The 21,720-nt window shown below is 34.9% G+C and carries 23 protein-coding genes; 11 read left to right on the top strand and 12 right to left on the bottom strand.

Features of this window, described 5'->3' with window-relative positions; all coding sequences use genetic code 11:
• Nucleotides 1–31: 31 nt before the first annotated feature.
• Genes AM499_RS00420 through AM499_RS00405 form a run of 4 tightly spaced genes read right to left on the bottom strand, consistent with a single transcriptional unit; the run spans nucleotide 32 to nucleotide 3,493 of the window.
• Nucleotides 32–490, bottom strand: a complete 459-nt coding sequence (locus AM499_RS00420; RefSeq protein ID WP_053588353.1) for a FixH family protein — start codon at nucleotides 488–490, stop codon at nucleotides 32–34.
• Nucleotides 487–1,881: a sensor histidine kinase gene (locus AM499_RS00415; RefSeq protein ID WP_053588352.1), complete on the bottom strand. Its 1,395-nt coding sequence runs from the start codon at nucleotides 1,879–1,881 to the stop codon at nucleotides 487–489. The genes AM499_RS00420 and AM499_RS00415 overlap by 4 nt, the downstream gene beginning before the upstream one ends.
• Nucleotides 1,878–2,552, bottom strand: a complete 675-nt coding sequence (locus AM499_RS00410) for a response regulator transcription factor (protein ID WP_053588351.1) — start codon at nucleotides 2,550–2,552, stop codon at nucleotides 1,878–1,880. Before AM499_RS00410 ends, AM499_RS00415 begins: the two co-directional genes overlap by 4 nt.
• Nucleotides 2,549–3,493, bottom strand: coding sequence for a YncE family protein (locus AM499_RS00405; RefSeq protein ID WP_053588350.1), 945 nt, complete (start codon nucleotides 3,491–3,493; stop codon nucleotides 2,549–2,551). The genes AM499_RS00410 and AM499_RS00405 overlap by 4 nt, the downstream gene beginning before the upstream one ends.
• A gap of 107 nt (nucleotides 3,494–3,600) precedes the next feature.
• Here AM499_RS00405 and AM499_RS00400 point away from each other — a divergent pair, with 107 nt between their 5' ends.
• A complete protein-coding gene (locus tag AM499_RS00400; RefSeq protein WP_053588349.1) occupies nucleotides 3,601–4,578 on the top strand; it encodes a nuclease-related domain-containing protein in 978 nt (325 codons plus the stop codon).
• A 286-nt stretch (nucleotides 4,579–4,864) separates the two neighbouring features.
• Here AM499_RS00400 and hemH read toward each other — a convergent pair whose 3' ends face one another.
• Together hemH and hemE are read right to left on the bottom strand one after the other, a co-directional pair.
• Nucleotides 4,865–5,794, bottom strand: a complete 930-nt coding sequence (gene hemH, locus AM499_RS00395) for a ferrochelatase (protein ID WP_053588348.1) — start codon at nucleotides 5,792–5,794, stop codon at nucleotides 4,865–4,867.
• Nucleotides 5,795–5,814: 20 nt separating this feature from the next.
• Entirely contained in the window at nucleotides 5,815–6,867 is a 1,053-nt protein-coding gene (hemE, locus tag AM499_RS00390; RefSeq protein WP_053588347.1) for a uroporphyrinogen decarboxylase, read from the bottom strand.
• Nucleotides 6,868–7,069: 202 nt separating this feature from the next.
• Here hemE and AM499_RS00385 point away from each other — a divergent pair, with 202 nt between their 5' ends.
• The 3 genes from AM499_RS00385 to AM499_RS00375 all read left to right on the top strand — a co-directional run bounded on the left by AM499_RS00385 (nucleotide 7,070) and on the right by AM499_RS00375 (nucleotide 9,804).
• A complete protein-coding gene (locus AM499_RS00385; RefSeq protein WP_053588346.1) occupies nucleotides 7,070–7,558 on the top strand; it encodes an antibiotic biosynthesis monooxygenase family protein in 489 nt (162 codons plus the stop codon).
• A gap of 61 nt (nucleotides 7,559–7,619) precedes the next feature.
• Complete coding sequence (locus AM499_RS00380) at nucleotides 7,620–8,786, top strand: M20 metallopeptidase family protein (RefSeq protein ID WP_053588345.1); 1,167 nt, start codon at nucleotides 7,620–7,622, stop codon at nucleotides 8,784–8,786.
• Between the two features lie 265 nt (nucleotides 8,787–9,051).
• The gene (locus AM499_RS00375; protein ID WP_053588344.1) at nucleotides 9,052–9,804 is read left to right on the top strand and encodes a DUF695 domain-containing protein; all 753 of its coding nucleotides are present in this window, start codon (nucleotides 9,052–9,054) and stop codon (nucleotides 9,802–9,804) included.
• Nucleotides 9,805–10,037: 233 nt separating this feature from the next.
• On the opposite strand, the gene AM499_RS00370 is transcribed toward AM499_RS00375, so the two are convergent.
• Both AM499_RS00370 and AM499_RS00365 read right to left on the bottom strand, forming a co-directional pair.
• Nucleotides 10,038–11,234, bottom strand: a complete 1,197-nt coding sequence (locus tag AM499_RS00370) for an ABC transporter permease (protein ID WP_053588343.1) — start codon at nucleotides 11,232–11,234, stop codon at nucleotides 10,038–10,040.
• Nucleotides 11,218–11,967, bottom strand: coding sequence for an ABC transporter ATP-binding protein (locus AM499_RS00365; RefSeq protein WP_053588342.1), 750 nt, complete (start codon nucleotides 11,965–11,967; stop codon nucleotides 11,218–11,220). The genes AM499_RS00370 and AM499_RS00365 overlap by 17 nt, the downstream gene beginning before the upstream one ends.
• Before the next feature lie 120 nt (nucleotides 11,968–12,087).
• Here AM499_RS00365 and AM499_RS00360 point away from each other — a divergent pair, with 120 nt between their 5' ends.
• The 6 genes from AM499_RS00360 (at nucleotide 12,088) to AM499_RS00335 (ending at nucleotide 15,239) form a co-directional block, all read left to right on the top strand.
• On the top strand, nucleotides 12,088–12,513 hold the full coding sequence (locus tag AM499_RS00360; RefSeq protein ID WP_053588341.1) for an HIT family protein: 426 nt from the start codon (nucleotides 12,088–12,090) through the stop codon (nucleotides 12,511–12,513).
• Nucleotides 12,514–12,631: 118 nt separating this feature from the next.
• Complete coding sequence (locus AM499_RS00355; RefSeq protein ID WP_053588340.1) at nucleotides 12,632–13,156, top strand: tryptophan transporter; 525 nt, start codon at nucleotides 12,632–12,634, stop codon at nucleotides 13,154–13,156.
• A gap of 105 nt (nucleotides 13,157–13,261) precedes the next feature.
• A complete protein-coding gene (locus AM499_RS00350; protein WP_053588339.1) occupies nucleotides 13,262–13,636 on the top strand; it encodes a YtxH domain-containing protein in 375 nt (124 codons plus the stop codon).
• A gap of 150 nt (nucleotides 13,637–13,786) precedes the next feature.
• Nucleotides 13,787–14,347 carry an HTH-type transcriptional regulator Hpr gene (locus tag AM499_RS00345; protein ID WP_053588338.1) on the top strand — a complete coding sequence of 187 codons (561 nt, stop codon included), beginning with the start codon at nucleotides 13,787–13,789 and terminating at the stop codon, nucleotides 14,345–14,347.
• 91 nt (nucleotides 14,348–14,438) lie between these two features.
• On the top strand, nucleotides 14,439–14,984 hold the full coding sequence (locus AM499_RS00340; RefSeq protein ID WP_053588337.1) for a DUF3267 domain-containing protein: 546 nt from the start codon (nucleotides 14,439–14,441) through the stop codon (nucleotides 14,982–14,984).
• Between the two features lie 69 nt (nucleotides 14,985–15,053).
• Nucleotides 15,054–15,239 carry a hypothetical protein gene (locus tag AM499_RS00335; RefSeq protein ID WP_053588336.1) on the top strand — a complete coding sequence of 62 codons (186 nt, stop codon included), beginning with the start codon at nucleotides 15,054–15,056 and terminating at the stop codon, nucleotides 15,237–15,239.
• A gap of 258 nt (nucleotides 15,240–15,497) precedes the next feature.
• On the opposite strand, the gene AM499_RS21110 is transcribed toward AM499_RS00335, so the two are convergent.
• A complete protein-coding gene (locus AM499_RS21110) occupies nucleotides 15,498–15,602 on the bottom strand; it encodes a YjcZ family sporulation protein (protein WP_082355134.1) in 105 nt (34 codons plus the stop codon).
• Nucleotides 15,603–15,739: 137 nt separating this feature from the next.
• Between AM499_RS21110 and AM499_RS00330 the strand changes: the two genes are divergently transcribed.
• Nucleotides 15,740–16,672 (top strand): peptidylprolyl isomerase, encoded by a 933-nt coding sequence (locus AM499_RS00330; RefSeq protein WP_053588335.1) that lies wholly within the window; start codon nucleotides 15,740–15,742, stop codon nucleotides 16,670–16,672.
• Between the two features lie 162 nt (nucleotides 16,673–16,834).
• On the opposite strand, the gene yhaM is transcribed toward AM499_RS00330, so the two are convergent.
• The 3 genes from yhaM to AM499_RS00315 are packed head-to-tail and all read right to left on the bottom strand — an operon-like array spanning nucleotide 16,835 to nucleotide 21,689.
• On the bottom strand, nucleotides 16,835–17,773 hold the full coding sequence (gene yhaM / locus AM499_RS00325; protein WP_053588334.1) for a 3'-5' exoribonuclease YhaM: 939 nt from the start codon (nucleotides 17,771–17,773) through the stop codon (nucleotides 16,835–16,837).
• Nucleotides 17,770–20,478 (bottom strand): ATP-binding protein, encoded by a 2,709-nt coding sequence (locus tag AM499_RS00320; protein ID WP_053588333.1) that lies wholly within the window; start codon nucleotides 20,476–20,478, stop codon nucleotides 17,770–17,772. The genes yhaM and AM499_RS00320 overlap by 4 nt, the downstream gene beginning before the upstream one ends.
• A 2-nt stretch (nucleotides 20,479–20,480) precedes the next feature.
• Nucleotides 20,481–21,689 (bottom strand): metallophosphoesterase family protein, encoded by a 1,209-nt coding sequence (locus tag AM499_RS00315; RefSeq protein WP_053588332.1) that lies wholly within the window; start codon nucleotides 21,687–21,689, stop codon nucleotides 20,481–20,483.
• Nucleotides 21,690–21,720: the final 31 nt, after the last annotated feature.

Below are 21,720 nucleotides of genomic sequence, written 5' to 3'. Positions count from 1 at the left end.
AATACACTCATTTTGTTTTTTTAGCAAGTATTTATTCGTGATGCATAGAATCATCACTGTCGTCTGGTTTCACTTTACTCATGTCAGGATTTCCGACCTTTAATTCTTGTTTCGGCATAACATGAAGGCCACGTGCTGTTGTATGGGCAAACATATAATAGACACCATCATGATCAAAAGTATAATTAGCTTCGTAAACACCGTCTTTCGTGAAAGTACCTTCTAACATTTCACTTTGGTCGCGCATCCCAGACTCCCATACTTCAAACTCCACTTTATCCGCATCGTTAACAGCTTCCTCGCCTTGAGTAACTTTTGCTGAAAGTATGATTTCCTCTCCAACAGGTAATGTCTCTTCTGTTTGAATATCTACTACAACCTCTTCTAAAGTACCTTCATTATGTGAACCTTCGTCATGTGTTGTATCTTTAGAAGAACAACCTACTAACGTTAAAGTTACTAATGCAAGTATAGCTAAAATATTTTTCATTCGAATGAATCCTCCCAAATAGGTAATGTAATGTATACAGTCGTTCCTTTTCCAACTTCACTAGAAAATTCTAGCTTTCCTTTTTGAATAGCAACTAATTGGGAGGCAATGGAAAGTCCTAATCCTGTGCCCCCGTCTGAACGACTTCTTGCTTTATTCACGCGGTAAAAACGCTCCGTAATATGAGCTAAATGCTCTTTTTCCATACCACATCCTTCATCCTTTATTTCAATTGTCGTATCCTTTTTTGTCGTTTTATTGCTAATGCTTATACTGGACCGGTTTGGCGAATAGTGAATCGCATTTTCCAAAACATTTATCAAAATTTGTTTTGTTTTCGGTTCATCCACATTTAATATGGTATCTTCATCAACCGTTACAATAAATGATATTTCTTTTTCATAAGCGTTAGATTGTACGAGCTGAATTACTTCACGAATGGCTTCCGCTAAAACAATCGGTCCAGTCTCGACATCTTCATCGTTTTCTGCTCTAGCAACGGTTAGCAAATCATTCGTTAACTTTTGCATGCGATCTGCCTCTCGAACGATTAGTTTATAAATTTCTTCTTGTTTCTCTTCTGGTATAAGCTTTTGTTCAAAAGCCTCTCCATAACCTTTTATATAACTAATTGGTGTTCTTAATTCATGCGAAACAATTGATAGGAAATCTCGTTTTTTTTCATCTTCCTCCTGTATAGATGCTGCCATTTGGTTAAAGGTTTGAGCGAGCTCACCAATCTCATCTTGAGACTCCACATTCACTCGAGTAGTATAATTTCCGCCTGCCATCGAAAGAGCTGCTTCTTTTAACCTTGCCAATGGTGTTAACACTTTCTGTAGACTTTTTAGGCTAATATAAGCCATTCCTATTAACAGTAAAGAAACAATCCCAATTAAAAAGACAACATCTTTAGATGCCATTTCGGTTATTTTTGTTAATGGTACATATAAATAAATAATTCCTTCTAACCGATTTTCATCGACAAGAGGGTAAATAACCGATACAACTTCTCGATCAAATCTACTTTCAAACCCTCTTTTCGTAACTGAATTACCGGCAAGCAGTTCTGCTCTCTCCTCTGCTCCTATTAAACTGTCATAGTCGATATCGAAAGGAACGCATGCACTCAATTCCCTCGGATTTCGAACAGTAAAAGCTTCTATATTCGAAAAACGATTATACTCTTCTGTTTGTTTAATAAATTCGTCTGAGACAACTCCACCATCATATGTACGATGTAAATTTTCTGCAACCTCTTTCATAGAGTTCTCCGTATGTTGCACATACAGCTCCTCATATAAAAAATTTGTAAATACGACTAAGAAAACAATGGTAGTAGCAATAAAGACAAGCAACAGCATCCAAATTTTAAAGGATAACTTTTTCATTCTTTAACCTCAAAACGATATCCTATTCCCCAAACTGTATCAATGTATTTCCCAGCAACTTCACCAAGTTTCAGACGAAGCGTTTTTATATGCGTATCAACAGTGCGTGTACCACCTTCATACTGTATACCCCAAAGCAATTCTAGCAACTGCTCCCTAGAGAAAACTTTTCCTTCATTCTCCATGAATAAATAGATGAGTTCATATTCTTTCAAGGTAAGGACAATTTTAAAACCATCTCTCTTGAGTTGTCTCCCCACAATGTCATTTACTAATATTCCCTTTGTTATAATATCATTATTCGAGGAATATCCAGTTCTTCTAAGTATTGCATTGATTCTAGCAGTTAACTCCATTGCCGTGAATGGCTTTACAACATAATCATCTCCACCAAGCTGTAGTCCTTTTACTAAATCGCTCTTTGCATCAAGCGCTGTTAAGAAAATAATAGGAACTTCAGAAAACTGACGAATCTCTTCACAAACAGCAAACCCATCCTTTTCAGGCATCATAACATCTAAGAGAATAAGATCGATTTCTGTACTTTGTAGAAGTTCGATTGCTTGATTCCCGTTTTCAGCTTGGATTACTTGGAGGCCAGCCTTTTGTAAATGCATTTCAACTAGTTTTCGCATATCCTGTTCGTCATCTACAACTAATATAGTCGTCATTTACTTGCCTCCCTCTTAATCAGTTGAAAAGGCCCTTTACCAACTGATACCTTCTTTATTACTTCTCCATTTTGTAAGAAGTAAACTTGATGATCGTCATAACCTGCTACTACAAGGCTTTCGCCAAAAGAAGTAATGGAGAAAGGATTGGCTCCAACTTTAATAGAAGAAACCAGTTCTCCTCCTTTAGTGAATTTATAAACATAATTATTACCATGACTAACAGCATAAACGAATCCATCAGACGCATCCGCAAAATCTATAGGCATCATTGGTGCTTCCATTTCTCCCTGCAGTTCTCCGCTCTGTATATTGTACTTGCTAATAACTTTATTTGCCTGGCTTCCTGCACCATGTCCACCAACCCAAAGCTCGTTATCAACCAAATGTAGACCGTGGGAGGATGTAGGTATTTCCCAAGTAGTAACTAATTTTAAATCATTTATATTGTAGACAGACAATATCGTGTCTTTGAAATTAATAACGTACAAATTGTTATGATCTGCAATCATCGACATCGGATATCGACCAGTATCAGCTTTAGCAATTTCATTCCCTTTTACATCATATGAAGTAACCGTATTTTCCTTCCCATTTGCAACATATATAGTTTCTTTAACTGCATATGCAAAGGTAGCTCCTTCATGGACAGGGTAAGTTGCAATAAGTTTTCCCGTAGAAATTTGAAAAAGTTCTGCTTCTTCTAATGTGTAACCATACAAAAATATGTAATCATCTGAGACATGTGAAAATCCCGTATATGGCTTATCCAACTCCCAAGTTTCTATTAATTCTAGATTTTTTGAAATAAATTGAATGGATGGCTCCAATGTGTTTAAGCTTGCTACAAAATCCGTAGACGAATCAATGGGTGGAAATGTTTTATCCGAACAGGCTGACAGCATTCCACATAAAAAGAATAAACCGATTATTTTTCTCAAGAATTCGCCTCCTTTTTAACCATTCTAGCCGAAATCTGTGAAAAAAGATTGAAATACATCGAAAAATCAATCAAAAATGGAATAGTCGCAATTAGGAGATAATTTATTTGTCTGATACGCTAATAAAAAAGGGGCTGATAACAATTATTTCTCGAAATCCTCCGCAATTCCACATAGCATCAAATCGACTTCTCATTAGACTTCACACCTCACATCCAAAGACAAATGAAATATGCGAACAATTAAATAAAATAGAAGCAGGTTTTGCTGGAGAACAACTAGTAGACCGCAGTATTTTGGAAGTAAGTTTCCCAAAAGACCTGTACATTTTTACTGACCTTCAGTTGAAAATCCATGATTATATTTACATTCAGTTAGATACGCTTATTGTTACCAAAAAATACTTACTCATTATTGAAGTGAAAAATATGGTTGGAACGATTACTTTTCAACCACATAAAGGACAGGTTATACGGAACCTTGATGGAGTAAGAACACCCTTCGAATGCCCAATCACGCAAATCAATAGACATATACACGCTATTGGGCAAATGCAATTGCCTCTCCCTATATTTAAAGCAATTGTTTATTCTTCTAATCGTGTCATTTTAGAAAATGTACCCACAGGCGAGCCTATTTTCTTTCGTAAAAATCTCCCTCTTTATATTCAAAGTCTTAACACAAAAGAGGACCGCATAAACACTTCTCAATTTGAGGAAGTAATTAAGAAAATACAATTGAGGCGAAGTACGTTTCAACAAAAACCTCTTTGTGAAAGATGGAATATACATCCTGAAACTCTCATTAGAGGATTGCTATGCAAAAACTGTGGTAAATCCTTATGTAAAATAACTAATAAAACATGGAAATGCACCAATTGTAAAGCTGTTGATCGTAATCCTATTGCACATAATATAGATGATTATTTTTTATTAATCAAAGATTCTATCACCACTGCCGAATGCAAAGACTTTTTCGGTTTATCTTCTTCACATGAAGCATACTATATGTTGAAGAAGTGCAATTTACAGAGCATCAATCATGGAAGAAAAACAGTATATCGGATGAAAAGTGGGATTTTCTGAGATTGGCCCGGGTTTTTCTGAGATACTTGGAGATTTTCCGAGATACTCCCGGGATTTTCTGAGATACCCCAAGATTTTCTGAGATACTCACGCGATTTTATGAGATTCGTATGAGATTTTCTGAGATACCTAGATATTTTCTGAGATACCTAGAGATTTTCTGTGATACTCCGAGATTTTCTGAGATACTCCCGGGATTTTCTGAGATTCCCAGAGATTTTCTGAGATACTTTTTTTCGAACAATAAAAAACCTCTAGCGAGAACTATGCTAGAGGCTTTCTATGATTAAGCTTTTAAGTGTTTTAATACTACGTCTGCCATTGCATCGATGAAAAGAGGTTGTGCATTTGGCATAGCTGGACGAACATAGGTTGCGCCGATTTCGTCACAAACTACTTTACATTCGTAGTCATTATCGTATAGCACTTCTAAGTGCTCTGCTACAAATCCAACTGGAGTGTAAACGAATGTTGTGAAGCCTTTTTCTTCATGTAATTCACGTGTTAAGTCTTGTACATCTGGACCAATCCATGGTTCTGGAGTTTGTCCCGCACTTTGCCAGCCAACAGCATAGTTTTTCACGCCAGCTGCTTTTGCGATTAAGTCAGCAGTTTCTTTTAATTGATCTGGGTATGGATCGCCTAGCTCTTTAATTTTTTCTGGTAAAGAATGCGCTGAAACGATTAAGCAAGCTTTCTCACGTTGCTCTTCAGACATCGCCGCAAATTCTTCGCCAACTTTTTCGGTCCAATATTGAATGAATTTAGGCTCGTCATACCAGCTTTCAACGGATGTAATTTTTAAGTTGCCAAGTTTTTCTGCCTCTTCTTTAATTCGACCGTTATACGATTTAATCGAGAATGTTGAGAAGTGAGGAGCCAATACCATGGAAACTGCTTCTGTAATACCGTCTTTGTGCATTTCAGCCACTGCATCTTCTAGGTAAGGTTCAATATGCTTTAATCCAATGTATAATTTAAATTCAATTTCATCTTGAATTTCATTTAAACGTTCACAAAGACCTTTCGCTTGGTTTTCTGTAATTTTAGCAAGTGGAGAAATTCCTCCGATTGCTTTGTAGCGACCTGTTAAGTCGGCCAATTGCTCTTCACTTGGTTTACGTCCATGACGGATATGTGTATAGTAGCGTTCTATATCTGCTTCTTCATATGGTGTTCCATATGCCATTACTAGTAATCCCATTGTTTTTTTCATTCGTATCACCTCAAGATAGTTTAGTTAGATTTTGCTGCAATCAATTCTTTACTATATTCATGTACTAATGTCGTTAAGCGCTTCAGCGTGTCCGGATCTACTTCTGGAAATACACCATGTCCAAGATTAAAGATATGTCCTGGATTTGCTACTCCTTGTTCTACAATAACTTTTGCACGTTTTTCGATTTCTTCCCAATTACCAATCAGATAAGAAGGATCTAGGTTCCCCATAAGCGTTTTTGTTAATCCTTTAGCACGCGCTTCCTCAATAGATAAACGCCAGTCGATTCCGACTACATCCACCGACAAATCATGCCATTCCATTGCTAAGTGACTAGCTCCAACACCAAACGTTATTAAAGGAACACCTGTCTCACGAAGCTCATTGAAAATACGTGTCATTACTGGTTTAATGAAAATACGATAATCTGCTACGTTTAAAGCTCCAACCCAAGAGTCAAAAATTTGTATCATTTTAGCTCCGGCTTTGACTTGTGCTTTGATATAAACAATGATCATATCAGCTAGCTTGTCCATTAGAGCAAACCATGCTTGAGATTCAGAAACCATAAATGCTTTCGTTTTGTTATAACTTTTCGAAGGGCCACCTTCAATCATGTAACTTGCCAATGTAAAAGGTGCACCTGCAAATCCGATTAGTGGAACATTTAATTGTTCCGTTGTTAGAAGTTTAATCGTTTCTAAAACAAAAGGTACATCATCTTCTGGTGATAGGTCCCCAAGATTATACACATCTTGCACAGTTCGAATCGGATTCGAAATGACAGGGCCAACACCCGCTTTTATTTTTACATCTACTCCAATTCCAGTTAGAGGAGTTACGATATCTTTATATAGTATAGCTGCATCCACATTGTAATTTTCTACTGGAAGACGTGTTACATAGGCACATAACTCAGGCTCATGCGTAATCTGTTCTAAAGAGTATTTTTCTTTAATTTTTCTATACTCTGGTTGTGAACGGCCTGCCTGCCTCATATACCATACTGGTGTGTGATCTACTGCTTCTCCACGAGCTGCACGTAGTATTGTATCATTAAAAGTTGACATTCCCTTTTCCTACCTTTCTTCTATATAACTGTACCCTGTTCAATATACGTCTCAACTATAGACGTTCTCTTGCTTATTGTATATAAATATAATGTAATTGTCATAAATTTGTCCTGCATTTCCAGTCTTTATTTTGAAATAGAGTTTTTAATTTGACTTTAAGGGGAAAAGTATTATCAATAAAGAAAGTGGAGGTAATTATATGAACTTTTATATAACATCTGGAACACCTGAATTTATGGATTCGATTAAAAAGAAGCATCCAAACGAAGATTTGTTTCTTTTGCATGGTGTAGGTAACTCTGTTCTGATTCATGAAACTTCTGGCAAGTCTGTTTTCCAAGTACCACGTAAATATGAAATTCTAGAGTCTTATGGTAGGTTTTCCGAAAAAGGGTATTTCGTTTTGCAACACATACCTCTTTCCGATGAAGGACGTCCTATATTTGAATATCAGTATACCAAATTAACTGAAACAGTTGAAAAAGAGCCTGGCTTTATCGCTCTCCGTGTACTAAAGCCCTTGAAGTCCGACACGTATATTATTTTAACAGAATGGTCTGGACCAAACAGTTTTGAAGTATGGAAAAAATCAAATCCATTAAATTTTGACCATGTAGCAGATAAGCAAAAGATTTTCACAAGTGCCCCTTATGTATCTACCTATAAATCATTGCCTGAAGAAGCTTGAGATGAAAGCTTCTTTTTTTCTGTTATAATATAACAAAAAGAAATTAACGGGGGCGAGGATTTTGACAGCAGAATTATTAAACAAATTAGAGAACTCTTTTGACGATATGGTTTCAATTCGCCGTTACTTACATATGCATCCTGAGGTATCCTTTCAAGAAACAAAAACAGCAAAATATATTCAAGACTTTTACACAGAATTAGGAATTCCTTTTCAAGCAAATGTAGGTGGGAATGGAGTTGTGGCAAGAGTTAAAGGTGCACTTCCTGGAAAAACAGTTGCACTACGCGCTGACTTTGATGCACTTCCAATACAAGATGAAAAGGATGTCCCATACAAATCAACAGTTGCCGGAGTAATGCATGCTTGCGGACATGATGGACATACTGCCACACTACTTATTCTCGCTCGATCAATCAATGAATTGAAAGACCAATTATCTGGTGAATTTGTTTTTATCCATCAACATGCGGAAGAATATGCGCCGGGTGGAGCTAAGCCGATGATTGATGCAGGCTGTTTAGAAGGTGTCGACGTTATTTTCGGTACGCATTTGTGGTCATTAACCCCCCTTGGCACAATTGAATATAAATCCGGACCTATTATGGCAGCTGCCGACCGTTTTCATATAACTATTCAAGGTAGGGGTGGTCATGGTGCCAATCCTCATCAAGCGAAGGATGCAATCTTAGTTGCTTCTCAGTTAGTTGTAAATTTGCAACAGCTAGTTTCTAGAAGAGTAAATCCAACAGAAGCTGCTGTTCTATCAGTTGGTTCTTTTGTAGCCGAAAATGCATTCAATATTATTGCAGATTCTGTTAAACTTGCTGGTACAGTGCGTACTTTTAATGCAGAAGTTCGTGATTTGATGGAAAATGAACTAGAACGTGTTATTAAGGGAACATGTCTGACAGCCGACTGTACATACTCATTTAACTTCGATAGAGGGTATCCGCCAGTTATTAACCATAAATCAGAAACAGAATTTCTAGCATCTATAGCAAATGAAATTCCCGGAGTTGAAAAGGTTCAAGAATCTGAGCTCCTCATGATTGGCGAAGATTTTGGCTATTATTTAGAGAACATTCCTGGAACATTTTTCTTCACGGGGGCTATGCCTCAAGGTGAAGTCTTCCCACATCATAGTCCAAAGTTTGACTTTGATGAACGTGCCATGCTAATCGCAGCTAAAACGTTAGGAACCGCTGCAATAAATTATCAAAAATAATAAATCACAAAATAAATGGAGGCACAATTAGCAGATAATTGATGCCTTCATTTTTGTTGTTAAATCAATGGTATCTGATTTTCAAGGTTTTTGTTAGAACCCGAGCTAAACTGTTACGAATTGGATAAGCTAACGGAATTTAATTGAATAGAATCACTGTTACATGAGAAACTCTAACAATTTTATATTAATAGATGTTGAATTAGCAGAAGTGCACTGTTATATTTGTTTACTTAGAGAAACTAATGATTTGGAGGGTTTAATAATGTCAGAACATTGGGATATATACTTTGGCTATATTGATGAGAAAATAGCTTCATTTGTTTTAGATATGGATGTATGGCAAGAAATAGACACGGAAGAATATAGTCAGGCTATCGCCGTCAGACTAAAAATAAAAGAGCCGAATGAAGAAGGATTTCCGATTGGATCCGAGGCTGAGAAAATAAATGAAATGGAAGATTCTTTGAATGAATTTGTAAGTCTTAAAAACATTATTAACATTGGTAGAATTACAACAGACGGGATAAGAGATATTATTTTCTATTCCAATCAAGAAGAAAAAAACTATTTAACAGAGGCTGTTGATCAATTTATTAAACCAACTGGATATGAATTTGAAATTTTTAATATAGAAGAGGATGAAAATTGGGAATTTTATTTTGACTTTTTATACCCTAATCAATATCAACAACAACATATGGGTAACCGCAAAGTAGTTGATTCCTTAGAAGAATCTGGGGATGCATTGGAAGTACCTCGTAAAGTTGAACATTGGCTATACTTTGAAAACATTAAAACACTAAAACGTTTTATTAAGGCTATTAAAAAAGAAGGTTTTTCCATAGAGGAAGAATCGACAGAAATGAGTGAAGAAGGAAAATACTCGCTTTCTATTTCTAGAATTGATTCTGTTGATTTTACTTCAATAAATGAAGTAACAGACCTTTTAGTAGAGGTTTCGGAAAAATACAAAGGAGAGTATGACGGTTGGGAAACATTTGTAATAAACAAATAGTTAATAAAATCGGAGTACATAGAAAATAATAAGGTAGCATTTTATTGGTTTCAAGAAGCGACCGCCCGTTGTATACGAGCGGTAAGCTTCGGAAAACCTGTTCTATCCCATTTAAATAAATATAATCTGAGCAACCGAACTCAATCAGTTGCTCTTTTTTACGCAAATTTAATAGTTCCTATTTTCCCCCACTTTAACCGAACATATTAGTCTCATTTACAGCAGCCTTCTTTTTATTGCTTACTCATTCGAAGGGTTATTTCAGAGACTACATATATAGCAAGTGGCACTAAAAGCATGAGGTTAGTGTATTCTGAAAAAATTAAGATCGCTAACAAGACAAATAATGCCTGTACAAATTGTATAATGCGAAGCAACTTATTTACAGCTATTTTTCTAGCATTCGAATCTATTGGAAATAGTAAATCCATTCGAAATTCATGTCCTGAAAGAAGGGCATGTTTTAGCTGAATTACCGAGGCAAATGCTAAAGCACCTGTGAAAATAATCGCAACGATTGGGAAAGGAATAAAAATAGCGCCTACTACAGATAAAAAGGTCAATCGAACCCATAAATAAAAATAATCATCTGTTCGAATAAACGTACGTAACACTAGATATAACTGAGCATTTTTTTGTGCAAATGGTGCAAGTTTATAAAAGCCATCCAGCCATTTTCTTCTTTTCTTTTTACCTCTAATATGTGGGACATCAGTAAACATATTGGCAAATCGATAAAAACGCATCATTCGGGATTGTTCCACTTCTATAAAATGATCAAATGGATATGCAATCTCTTTCTTTTTCTTTTGCCAAACTATGAGGTATATCACCCCAATTACAACTGCTCCAATAGAAACTATATAATAACCACTCATGAGAAAGTAAAATACGGAGAATATTAAAAGAAATCTTACAAAACGATCTATCCAAACGTACTTACCATTTGAAGCCCATCGGTAATTAAATTCCACTTGAATGCTCCAGTTTTTTAGTACAAGTAAAATTAAAAATAAAAAGAAAATCTCATTTTTAGATAAACCGCCTATTTTAGTTAACAAAGGAATTGAAACAACATAAACTGCGATAGAAACAAAGACACTTGAAAAGTATGTCCATCTTAAAGCAAGCTTTAAATAATCGGGTAGTTTTGTCTCCAAAGGAAGAAAATAAACTCCATCGGCATGTTTCATTAATGTGACAGGGGGACTTATCACTAAAAACAAACTCAATACAAAAGCTACGAGTAAAAAAGCCGGGAAATCGGTTGGGGCTGTTTTTAACCATTCACTATAGGCATATCCTGCTGCTCCAATTGCAAAAACAAAGACAACCGCAATATGACCAGTTGCTATAAACTTTAAGTATTTCTGCAACTCATTTATATAAAAAACAAACCGTTTATTCCATACTTCACGCAAGTTTTTCATCGTTTTGTTCCTTCGTCATTTCGATATATAAATCATCTAATGTCGCATATGGCATATTAAAAACAGCCCGCAAATCATCCATTGTCCCCTGTGCTCTAATTTTCCCGTTGTGTAAAAGTAAAATTCGATCACAATATCTTTCTGCAGTAGATAATATATGCGTCGACATAAGTACGGATGCTCCCTCATCTTTTCTTGCTTTCATTTGATCTAGGAGTGATTGTATTCCTAATGGGTCTAGTCCCACAAATGGTTCATCGATAATATATAATGATGGACTCACTAAAAAAGCACACATTATCATAACTTTTTGACGCATTCCTTTTGAGAAATGGGAAGGAAACCAGTTAAGCCTTTTTTCCATACGAAACTCTTTTAACAAAGATTCCTTTCGTGCCTCAAATACAGATGGTTCTAAGTTGTAAGCCATAGCTGTCAATTGCAAATGCTCCATTAATGTTAGTTCATCGTATAGCACAGGTGTTTCTGGAATATAAGAAAAAGAAGAACGGTATATTTCTGGGTCTTCTTTCATCGTTTTTCCGTTTAATCGAATCTCACCTTGTGCAGCGTTCATTGTTCCAATGATATGCTTAATAGTTGTACTCTTCCCTGCTCCATTTAATCCAATTAATCCAACTAATTCTCCTTTACCAATCGAAAAAGTTAGATCATGTAAAACCGGCTTCCTTGTATAGCCGCCTGTCACATTATTTACTTCTAATACTGTCATTTCTGCACCTCATCTCTAATAAATAGTTTACCAAAGCTAATAGGAAAAATCTTCTTTCATCCACCCCAATCTATATATTATATGGTAAACTCATCGTAAGAATGAATAGGAGGTTTTTTCATGAGTGAATGTATTTTTTGCAAAATAATTGATGGTTCTATTCCTAGCGCAAAAATTTATGAAGATGAGCATGTTTACGCCTTTATGGATATTATGCCTCTGACAAAAGGCCATGCACTTGTAATACCAAAAAACCATAAAGAAAATGTGTATGATTTATCAGAAGAAGAAGCAAGTAATCTATTTAAAGTAGTTCCTAAAATCGCTTCTGCTTTAAAAGATGCATATGGCCCAGTAGGAATGAACCTATTAAACAATAACGGTGCGCCTGCAGGACAAAGTGTATTTCATTTCCATTTACACTTCATTCCTAGATACGACCAAACAGACGGGTTCCGTGCAACATGGAATACAAAAGAAAAAACATATTCACCTGAAATTATCCAAGATTTTGCAAAAGAGGTATATGAAAAGCTAAACAATTAGTTGTTGCATTTAGATTCGAAAAGAATTAGAATCTAGGTAAGTTACTTGCTAGCGGTCAAGAGGATACGTTAGAGGAATCTTACAAATAGAGCTTAGAAAAGCTGAGGAGAGATGAGAATTGAATACAAAAAATTTAGTATTAATGTCCCTATTAGTAGGTGTAGGTGCAGTTCTTTATATTGTTATCCCAGGATTTAATGGTGGGATGAAACCAGATTTCATGTTAACAATGATGTTTATCAGTATATTATTATTTCCAGAGGTTAAAAGCGTTTTCTTACTTGGAATTACTACTGGAATCATTTCGGGATTGTTTTCTACATTCCCAGGAGGATTTATTCCAAACGTGATTGATAAAAGCGTAACAGCGTTTGTTTTCTTCGGTTTAGTACTATTAATCAATAAATACGCAAAAAAGTTACCTGTTGCTATAGTGCTAACATGTATCGGCACATTAATATCTGGCGTAGTTTTCTTATCAAGTGCGATTTTCCTAATTGGAGCAGATGTACCATTTATGGGCTTATTAGTAGCAGTTGTACTCCCTGCAGTGGCTATAAATGCGGTTGCATTCTTCATTATTTATCCGATAATTGGAAAGTTAATAAAACGCTCAAAATTTGAAACTGCCTTAACAGCTTAAATTACTATTACTAGCTTTCCTTTTAATAGGAAAGCTTTTTTTGTACAGAAAATTATGTTTTAATTATTGTAAGGAAAGGAATAATACATATAAAGGGGTGATGAAATGAAAGTTTCACAATTTTTAATAGGAATTGCTACTGGTGCAATCGCAGGTTCGGTTTCCGTGCTTCTTTCGACTCCACAATCAGGTAGTCAGCTTCGATCTTCCATTAAAACAACTTCACTGGATTATAAGGACAAGCTTGCGGAAGTTAAAATAAAATTACAAGATTTAAAAAGTTCAATAAGCCGGTTAAGTAAAGAGTCAAAGAAAGTAGTGCCTGAAACAATCCAGGGGCTTAAAAAGGATATCACTGAATGGAAGCGCGAAACCACTCCACTTCAGCATCAACTCCAAGCAGAAATTAGTTCCATCCAACAAGCAATTGAAGAATTAGAAAGAACACTTCCAAAACCGAAAGAGAAGGTAGTAAATTAAAAAAAGAGGAATGCATTTAGTCAACTTCATGATTAAACGCATTTCTCTTTTTTTATAAAATTATTATATTTTGAATAATATTATATTTCCACATACATACTTTCTTGCTATAATGTTCGAAAGAAAAGAATCGAGAAAGAAGGGTTGGACATGACAGAACAGTTTTATACGATGAAAGAAGCAATGCTTTATAGTCAACGAATTGCTCAGCTTTCCAAAGCACTTTGGAAAGCTGTAGAAAAAGATTGGCAAATATGGATAAAACCCTATGACTTAAATATTAATGAACATCATATTCTATGGATATCGTATCATTTAGAAGGAGCGACTATTTCGGACGTAGCAAAATTTGGAGTTATGCATGTTTCTACCGCTTTTAACTTCTCAAAAAAACTAGAAGAACGAGGACTTCTTTCCTTTTCTAAGAGAGATACAGACAAACGAAACACATATGTAGATGTGACTCCAAAAGGAAAAACATTATTAGAAGAAATGTATCACAATTATCATGATACACCCCACTCTGTAATCGAAGGTTCTTTACCGATGAAGGAGCTGTATGGTAAATTCCCTGAATTTATGGATGTGATGGCTGTCATTCGTAATATATATGGTGATGACTTTATGGAAATATTCGAGCGTTCTATTAAAAATATTGATGAAACATTCACAAACAATGTAATTGCATCAAGGGATGAAAGCGCTATATAAATTTTAATATATTCCCTATTGCTTTTTACATGGAAACATCGTATTGTATGTATCTGAAAGATATTCACTTACGTATAGGAGATGCATACACTTGCATTGCTGGAAAACAATTAATGTGAAAAAACAATACGGCTTAGATCGACTTTTTCTTTTATCTTCTTTGCTCGTTATAACTGTTTTTTCTGTCGCATATGTTTTGTTAGGAATTATTAACGATTCCACCAAATCCGATGATTACTTTTGGGTATTCTTACTTACATTTTTAAGTATCTATCCAATTCATAAACTTTTACACTATATTCCTCTTTTTCGTTATAGAGAAAAAGTAAAATTTTTAATTATTAAGCAATATGGCTTTTTGCCAATCGTTAATTTGCGTGTGATTGAACCAATTAATAAGAATCGATTTATTTTTTCATTGTTAGCACCGTTTATATTTCTTAATCTATCCTTAGTCATCGCTGCTTTATTAGTTCCTATGTTTGCTCATTATTTTACTATGTTATTAGCTTATCACTGTGGAATTTGTTTAATAGATTTAATTTATGTAAAAAATTTAAGTAAGTCACCTAAAACAGCACTTATTGAAGAAACAGATGCTGGTTATGAGATATTAGTGGCTCCAGCCCAACCTTAACAATATCTACTACTTGTAAACTATGTTCCTTCTTTGATATGCTTACTAGTATATGAAGGGAGACTAGACATGATTATATTTACGTTGATTCTATTCTCAGCATTTTACTTAATACAAATCAATCGAATGACATTCGCTTTAGTAATGTCAAAAGAAATTCCAGAAGAAAAACACCCAAAGATTTTTCGTACCATTAATATATTGATTACGATACTTCTTGTAAGCTTCTATGTGGAATTAGTTTATACAGTATAAGAAAAGTGAAAGAAGCCAGCGACAATCAAATGACTGTTTTCTGCGACGAGTTTTCTGCAGGAGCAAACTGGCATTTGATATCGAGCTAACGGCGACTGCAACTGGACATTTACTTTGTAAAACATTTAATACTTTCTTATTGAAAAAGAAAAAATTGACCCAAATCATGTAAATGATGCTGGGTCATTTCTTTTAATAAAAAAAAAGGATGAAAAGAAGAACCAAGATCGTTTTTAACGATCTTAGTCCGCCCTTTCATTAGTAGATGAACGCTGCGCCTACAATGATTAAAAGAATAAATAACACAACAATCAAAGCAAAGCCAGAGCCACTGTTGTAACCACCATTATATTGTCCTCCCATTTTGAACACCTCCTTTTCAATGTATCCTATGCGATTTTGAAAAAAATCGGTAGGCAAATGAATGGGAACTATTTTTGTTTTTATTTCGTTTATGTTATAGTAACTACTGCAACACGAAGAAGTTAGGAGAGAAAAAAATGAAAAAAACAGTATTGTCATTTACACTTGCAGCATCAGTCCTTGCATTAGGAGCATGTAGCAATGATTCTGCAGATAACAGTGAAGTAATTGCTACTTCAAAAGTTGGAGATATCACGCAAAACGATCTATATGAAGAAATGAAATCATCTATTGGAGACCAAGCATTTCAACTTCTTATGATCGAAAAAGTACTTGATTCTAAGTATGATGTGACTAAAAAAGAAGTAGACGCTCAATTGAAAGCTGACAAAGAGCAATTAGGCGAAAACTTCGAAGCTATGATTGCACAACAAGGTTATACAGAAGAATCATATAAAAAGTACTTAGAACTTAACTTACTGCAAGAAAAAGCTTTAATTGAAGATGTAGACGTTACAGAAGAAGAAGTTAAGGCAGAATATGAAAATATTAAAAACGAAATTAACGCTCGCCACGTTTTAGTTGCAGATGAAGCAACTGCTAAAAAAGTAAAAAGTGAACTAGAATCAGGCAAAGACTTTGCTGAAGTAGCAAAAGAATATTCTACTGAACCGGCAGCTCAACAATCTGGTGGAGAATTAGGTTGGTTTGGTAAAGGTGCAATGGTACCAGAATTTGAAGAAGCTGCTTTTGCATTAGAAAAAAATGTAATTAGTGATCCAGTCCAATCACAACATGGTTTCCACATTATTGAAGTAACGGACAAGCGTACAATCGAAGAATCATATGAAGATAAAAAAGCAGAACTTGAGAAACAATTAAAGCTTGAAAAAGCAGATACTTCTACATTGTTGACTAAAGTTTCGAAGATGATGAAAGACGCTGATATCAAAATTAAAGATGAAGACTTAAAAACTGCGTTAGATCAATTTTTAAATGCTTCAGACGCACCTGCTAAAGAAGGTACAACTGAAGAAGAAGCAGATACAACTACTGATAGTGAAAAATAATTAGATAAGCCCAATGTCTTTTTATGGACACTTTGGACTAAACCTCGTCTACACTATTATCTAGAATATTATTGAAAAGGGGAAAGTGACTGAGTCACTCTCCCCTTTTTTCTCATCTGATCAGAAAAAAACGTAAAAGCATAGAGCTTTTACGTTTTTTTATTATTCAAATGTAGGTTTATAGAATGAACGGTTTTCAAGTGGGAATAAGCGCTCTGTAAATTCACCTGGATTCGTTTTATCTAAAGCCCGATTTAACATGTTCATCTTCGCATCAATATTGTCAATATAATGCAAGATTTCGGCTTCGCGAACCATTGGACGTTTTGGGCTTCCCCATTCTTCTTTACCATGATGACTAAGTACCATATGTTGAAGGAGCATTACCTCTTCTCCTTCAATTTGAAGCTCTTCTGCGGCCTTCGATATCTCGTTCACCATAATTGTAATGTGACCAAGTAAATTACCTTCAATTGTATACGTAGTTGCTACAGGTCCAGACAGCTCTAGTACCTTTCCTATATCGTGTAAAATAATTCCTGCGAATAGCAAGTCTTTGTTGAGTGTTGGATATAGATCACATAAAGCTTTTCCTAGCTTCAACATGGATACGACATGATCAATCAAACCAGATGCATAATCATGATGATTTTTTGTAGCTGCTGGAAACGTCATAAACTCATTTTGATGCTTTTTTAATAAATGTCGAGTAATTCTCTGTATTAACGGATTTTTCATCTCAAAGAAAAATTGCATGAGCTCTTCCATCAATTCTTCTTTAGATTTTGCAGCAGATGGAACCAAATCATTTATTGTAATCGGTTCATCTGCTTTTGCAGGTCGAATACTTTTTACACGAAGTTGAAATTTCCCACGGTAATCTTGTATTTCACCACCGACACGAACTATTTGACTTGCTGCAAATAGCTTTTCATGCTCTTCGTTTGTATCCCATAATTTAGCTTCTATATCGCCACTTTTATCTTGCAATAAAAGCGACATAAATGGTTTCCCAACAGTTGTAATTCCTTTTGTCGATTGTTTGATTAGTAAGAAATGATCTACTGGATCCCCTACTCGTAATTGTGTAATACCTTTCATTTCACAATCCCTCCACTTCCAGCTAATAATGTCGCTACTCGTATGACATTTACATCCTTCCAGACATATTGCATATTTTCATGACATGTAAAATACAGTAGTTGATGCTCTTTTTGTAGCTCCTCCATTAATTGTACCACTTGTTGTAATCGGAAACGATCGAAATGTACAAAAGGATCATCCATAATAATTGGAAAAGGTGCTTTCGTTTTTAATGATATAGCTAATGCAATACGTAGTGAGATATACGCCTGCTCTTTTGTTGCTTGACTTAGTTCTGCAATTTTAAAACGCTGTCCGTTATATTTCACAGCCTCAAAGATTCCTTCTGGTGTTAATATCAATTGTTCGTATGATTGACTAGTAAGCCTTTGAAAATAGCTTTGAGCCAAGTCTAGTACTTCGGGTAGACGTTCCTCTTTTAGTTGCACCATCATTTGTTTTATAGCTACAACAACAGCTTTTAATGCTGCCCATTGCTTCACATATTCTTGCAGCTCTGCTTTTTTTTGTTCTAGTTTTTGTAACATATCACTTTGCTTTTCATCGTGGAGCAGTATGTTAGTCTTATAATCTAAAGATGCTCTCTCTTGAATCAATTCATTACGATTCTTCTGGATATTAGTTAATTGTTCCTTGGTTTCCCGTTCAAACTCTTCTTCAAAGTCCTCTATGTCTATTTCTAGATTCCCTAATTGCATTTGTAACTGATGTAATTCTTTTTCTAAAAATACTTTTTGTTCAAATAATCGATGAGCCTCATAAAAATCACTTTCGGACTTTGCATTTGCTTCTTGAAATAGCGTTTGAATGCTTTCTGCATAAACATCAAGCAATGAAGTATTTTCTTTTTGCTTAGTTACAATCTCATTTATTTTATCTCGAATAGATTCATTTTCTTCAAATTTCTTTTTCTCTGAAAGATAGTGCTCACGAAGCTGATGGAATAACATGTCATCAATTAAGAAAATATCTGCTACTATTTTGGACTGCTCCAACAGTTCTTTCATTCTTATGCTTATTTCATTTAATTTTATTTCCATTTGATCGAGGTGGATTTGTTGCTCTTGAATTAAACGTAATCTATTAAATAGCTCTTTTAATAAATTCGGTGAAAGTTGGTTATTTAAATAATAATTATTTAGAAATAATTGTACATGTTGATTAATAGAATGCTCACGTTGCTCTAAATCACTTATTTTAATCTCCAGCTGATTAATTTGCTGAAATAGAGCGTCCTCTTCTTTTAATAATAGTTTTTCATATGTTTGTACATCTTCTGTTTGAGTCATCATTTTTTTCAAATAATTAAAACCAACAAAAACAATGACACTGACTATTATTGAAGCTAATCCAAACATCCAATTGGATAGGACTAAACTAAAAATAATTCCCAAAAGAAGGATGGCACCGCTAAGTATTAAGCTAATTCCATCTGCTTTACTTTTCTCTTTTTTAGTATGCCTCACTTCTGAAATACGTGTTTTCTGATGGTGAAGATCTTCCTTTTTCATTTGTAAAATACGTTTTTCCTGAAGCAATTCACTATCTAACTTTTCTCGTTCTTTTAAAAGAGTTATAAGCTTTTCTTCTTGTTGAATAGATACATCTGCTTCTGTAATGTTGCTTAAGTTCTTCTCCCAATCTATTCCAACAAGAGATAGTTGCTGCATTTGATTTTGTAAGGTTTTCGTTTGTTCTTCTTCTATTTGTATTCGTTTTGCTTTGAGCTGATGCCATTCTGTTTCGTATGCTAAGAAGGATTTCAATCTTTCCAATTCTTCTAATGACAATATTTCATTATTATTCTTTAACTCTTTGAGATTGTCTCTTAACTGTTCATTAGCAATATTAACGCTCATTTTTTTGTCTTTTATCATTTCATATCGTCTAATACCATCTGCAGGAAAAATCTGATCTTTGACTTTTTCATAAGATTCTTCAAGCTCCAACTGCTTTTCTTTTAATGGTTTTAATTGCTTCCATTGCATATAAAGTTGTAATTGTGATTGGGCTTGTTTTTCTTGTTCAGATGATTGGACTAGAAGGGAGTCTATTTCCCTCAAACGATTAATAGATGGCTCGTACTCATTTACTTTTTCTAGATATAGCTTCCACTCTTCTTCTAATACACGTAGTTCATCTATTTTTTGATTTATGAGAGGTTTTTTGCCACTTGGTTTAAATAACTCACCCATTTCTTTGACAAATTGAGCTTCCACCTTTGATAATGTGTCCATACCAGTCGTTCCGGAAGCAAGCAAAGTTCGGGTTAACTCTTCTTCAGTCAATTTTTCAAAGCCCTGTAATTGAAGAAGTGAAAATGAAAAAATCGCCTCAAAATCAGAACGATTATATGAATGTATGAGGGATGCTAATTCTTTTTCTCCTCCACGGTCTCCATTCTCAAAGTAAACTATGACGTCACCGCTTGCTTTTCCTTTAATCCTTTCAATTACCACACGTCCCTTTTGTTCATCGTAAAATTGAATCTTTCCACCATACATTGCGCCACTTTTCGGTTCATATCTTAATAGTTGTGCATTTTTTTGAGGAAAGCCAAAAAGTATATGCAAAATGAATTGCTGAATGGACGATTTTCCAGCTTCATTTTCACCATATAGTACGTTTAATCCAGATTGAAAGTCTATTTGTACATTTTCGTGCTTTCCAAAGCCATAAATATGGAGTTTTTCAATTTTCATCGTTATTCACTCCTCTTTGCTAAAACGTTTGAAAGAAGCTCTTCAACTTCATTTATCGTTTCCTTCACAAACTCTGAACTAATTGTCTCCAGATATCTACTACCTTTTGGGTGCTGATATAATTCCTTTAATGCATATTTCCAGTCGGCATTGTTCCATTGTTCTATAGACTGAACAATAGCAGAGGATTCACTCCATATCTCCTTCGGCATTTGTATTCGGAGCTTTTGAACAATGATAAAATTTTCCTCTCCACGTATACTCTCTTGTATTATTTGGAGCCATTCTTCATTTGTAGAAGATTGTAAAAGTTCTTCCGTATCTTCCGTAATATCAGTTAACATTACATCAACAATTGCACTTCCATTTGATTCTATATAATCACGAAGAGTTTCTTCTATGCGGGCAATCAATTCATTTGCATGAATTATTCCATCACAAGACACTGCTACCTCGTCATAAATAAATGCGGAAGAATGGATAAATTGAAGGTTAGCTTGTCCTTTTGTTAAGGAGACCTCATAGAATCCTTTCAAACCCTTTTCGTTTCGGTGTCTACTTTGTGTATTACCAGGGTAGACGATAGGAGGGTCATCATATAAAATTTGCCGCTTGTGAATATGACCAAGTGCCCAATAATCATATCCTTTACTTATTAAATCCGCTTGTCGAAAAGGCGCATATACATCATGTTCTTCGTTTCCTTCGATACTTCCATGTAGCATTCCAATGTGGTAATCTAATCCATTCGCTATTGGATAATGGACATGCATGGCATCACGAATATGCCTCTCCTTATAACTAAATCCTGTTATATGGACTTTATTACCTTCCACTTCAAGTGTTTTTGTGTCTACTTCTTCCCCAAACACGTCTACATTGTCAGGTAGTTGAAATCTCACCCAATTGCCACTCAAATGATCATGGTTTCCATAGCAAATAAAAACAGGGATACCTACAGAAGAAAGCTCTTCCATCCCTTTTTGAAATAGATGCTGAGCACGTAAACTTCTATTTTCTCCATCATAAATATCACCAACAATTAAAATAAAATCAGGCTTACTTGCTTTTGCATAATTAATAATATTTGTAAAAGCTTTAAATGTACTTTCACGTATATCCTGCAATTTATTTTGCGGTATAGAGGTAAGCCCTTTAAATGGACTATCTAAGTGTAAATCAGCTATATGTAGAAAACGAACTCCAGTCATTTACCACACCTCACAAAATCGAATATTTGTT

Origin of the sequence: Bacillus sp. FJAT-22090 (genome assembly GCF_001278755.1) — a bacterium.
Taxonomy (GTDB): Bacteria; Bacillota; Bacilli; order Bacillales_A; family Planococcaceae; genus Psychrobacillus.
The sequence above is the reverse complement of the archived record's forward strand: the minus strand, read 5'-3'. Positions and strand labels throughout refer to the sequence as shown.

Bases quoted from the DNA above. Each gene is read 5' to 3' on its own strand.
- AM499_RS00420 (WP_053588353.1), bottom strand. From the start codon at position 490: ATGAAAAATATTTTAGCTATACTTGCATTAGTAACTTTAACGTTAGTA.
- AM499_RS00415 (WP_053588352.1), bottom strand. From the start codon at position 1,881: ATGAAAAAGTTATCCTTTAAAATTTGGATGCTGTTGCTTGTCTTTATT.
- AM499_RS00410 (WP_053588351.1), bottom strand. From the start codon at position 2,552: ATGACGACTATATTAGTTGTAGATGACGAACAGGATATGCGAAAACTA.
- hemH (WP_053588348.1), bottom strand. From the start codon at position 5,794: ATGAAAAAAACAATGGGATTACTAGTAATGGCATATGGAACACCATAT.
- hemE (WP_053588347.1), bottom strand. From the start codon at position 6,867: ATGTCAACTTTTAATGATACAATACTACGTGCAGCTCGTGGAGAAGCA.
- AM499_RS00385 (WP_053588346.1), top strand. From the start codon at position 7,070: ATGAACTTTTATATAACATCTGGAACACCTGAATTTATGGATTCGATT.
- AM499_RS00375 (WP_053588344.1), top strand. From the start codon at position 9,052: ATGTCAGAACATTGGGATATATACTTTGGCTATATTGATGAGAAAATA.
- AM499_RS00370 (WP_053588343.1), bottom strand. From the start codon at position 11,234: ATGAAAAACTTGCGTGAAGTATGGAATAAACGGTTTGTTTTTTATATA.
- AM499_RS00365 (WP_053588342.1), bottom strand. From the start codon at position 11,967: ATGACAGTATTAGAAGTAAATAATGTGACAGGCGGCTATACAAGGAAG.
- AM499_RS00360 (WP_053588341.1), top strand. From the start codon at position 12,088: ATGAGTGAATGTATTTTTTGCAAAATAATTGATGGTTCTATTCCTAGC.
- AM499_RS00350 (WP_053588339.1), top strand. From the start codon at position 13,262: ATGAAAGTTTCACAATTTTTAATAGGAATTGCTACTGGTGCAATCGCA.
- AM499_RS00345 (WP_053588338.1), top strand. From the start codon at position 13,787: ATGACAGAACAGTTTTATACGATGAAAGAAGCAATGCTTTATAGTCAA.
- AM499_RS00335 (WP_053588336.1), top strand. From the start codon at position 15,054: ATGATTATATTTACGTTGATTCTATTCTCAGCATTTTACTTAATACAA.
- AM499_RS21110 (WP_082355134.1), bottom strand. From the start codon at position 15,602: ATGGGAGGACAATATAATGGTGGTTACAACAGTGGCTCTGGCTTTGCT.
- AM499_RS00330 (WP_053588335.1), top strand. From the start codon at position 15,740: ATGAAAAAAACAGTATTGTCATTTACACTTGCAGCATCAGTCCTTGCA.
- yhaM (WP_053588334.1), bottom strand. From the start codon at position 17,773: ATGAAAGGTATTACACAATTACGAGTAGGGGATCCAGTAGATCATTTC.
- AM499_RS00320 (WP_053588333.1), bottom strand. From the start codon at position 20,478: ATGAAAATTGAAAAACTCCATATTTATGGCTTTGGAAAGCACGAAAAT.
- AM499_RS00315 (WP_053588332.1), bottom strand. From the start codon at position 21,689: ATGACTGGAGTTCGTTTTCTACATATAGCTGATTTACACTTAGATAGT.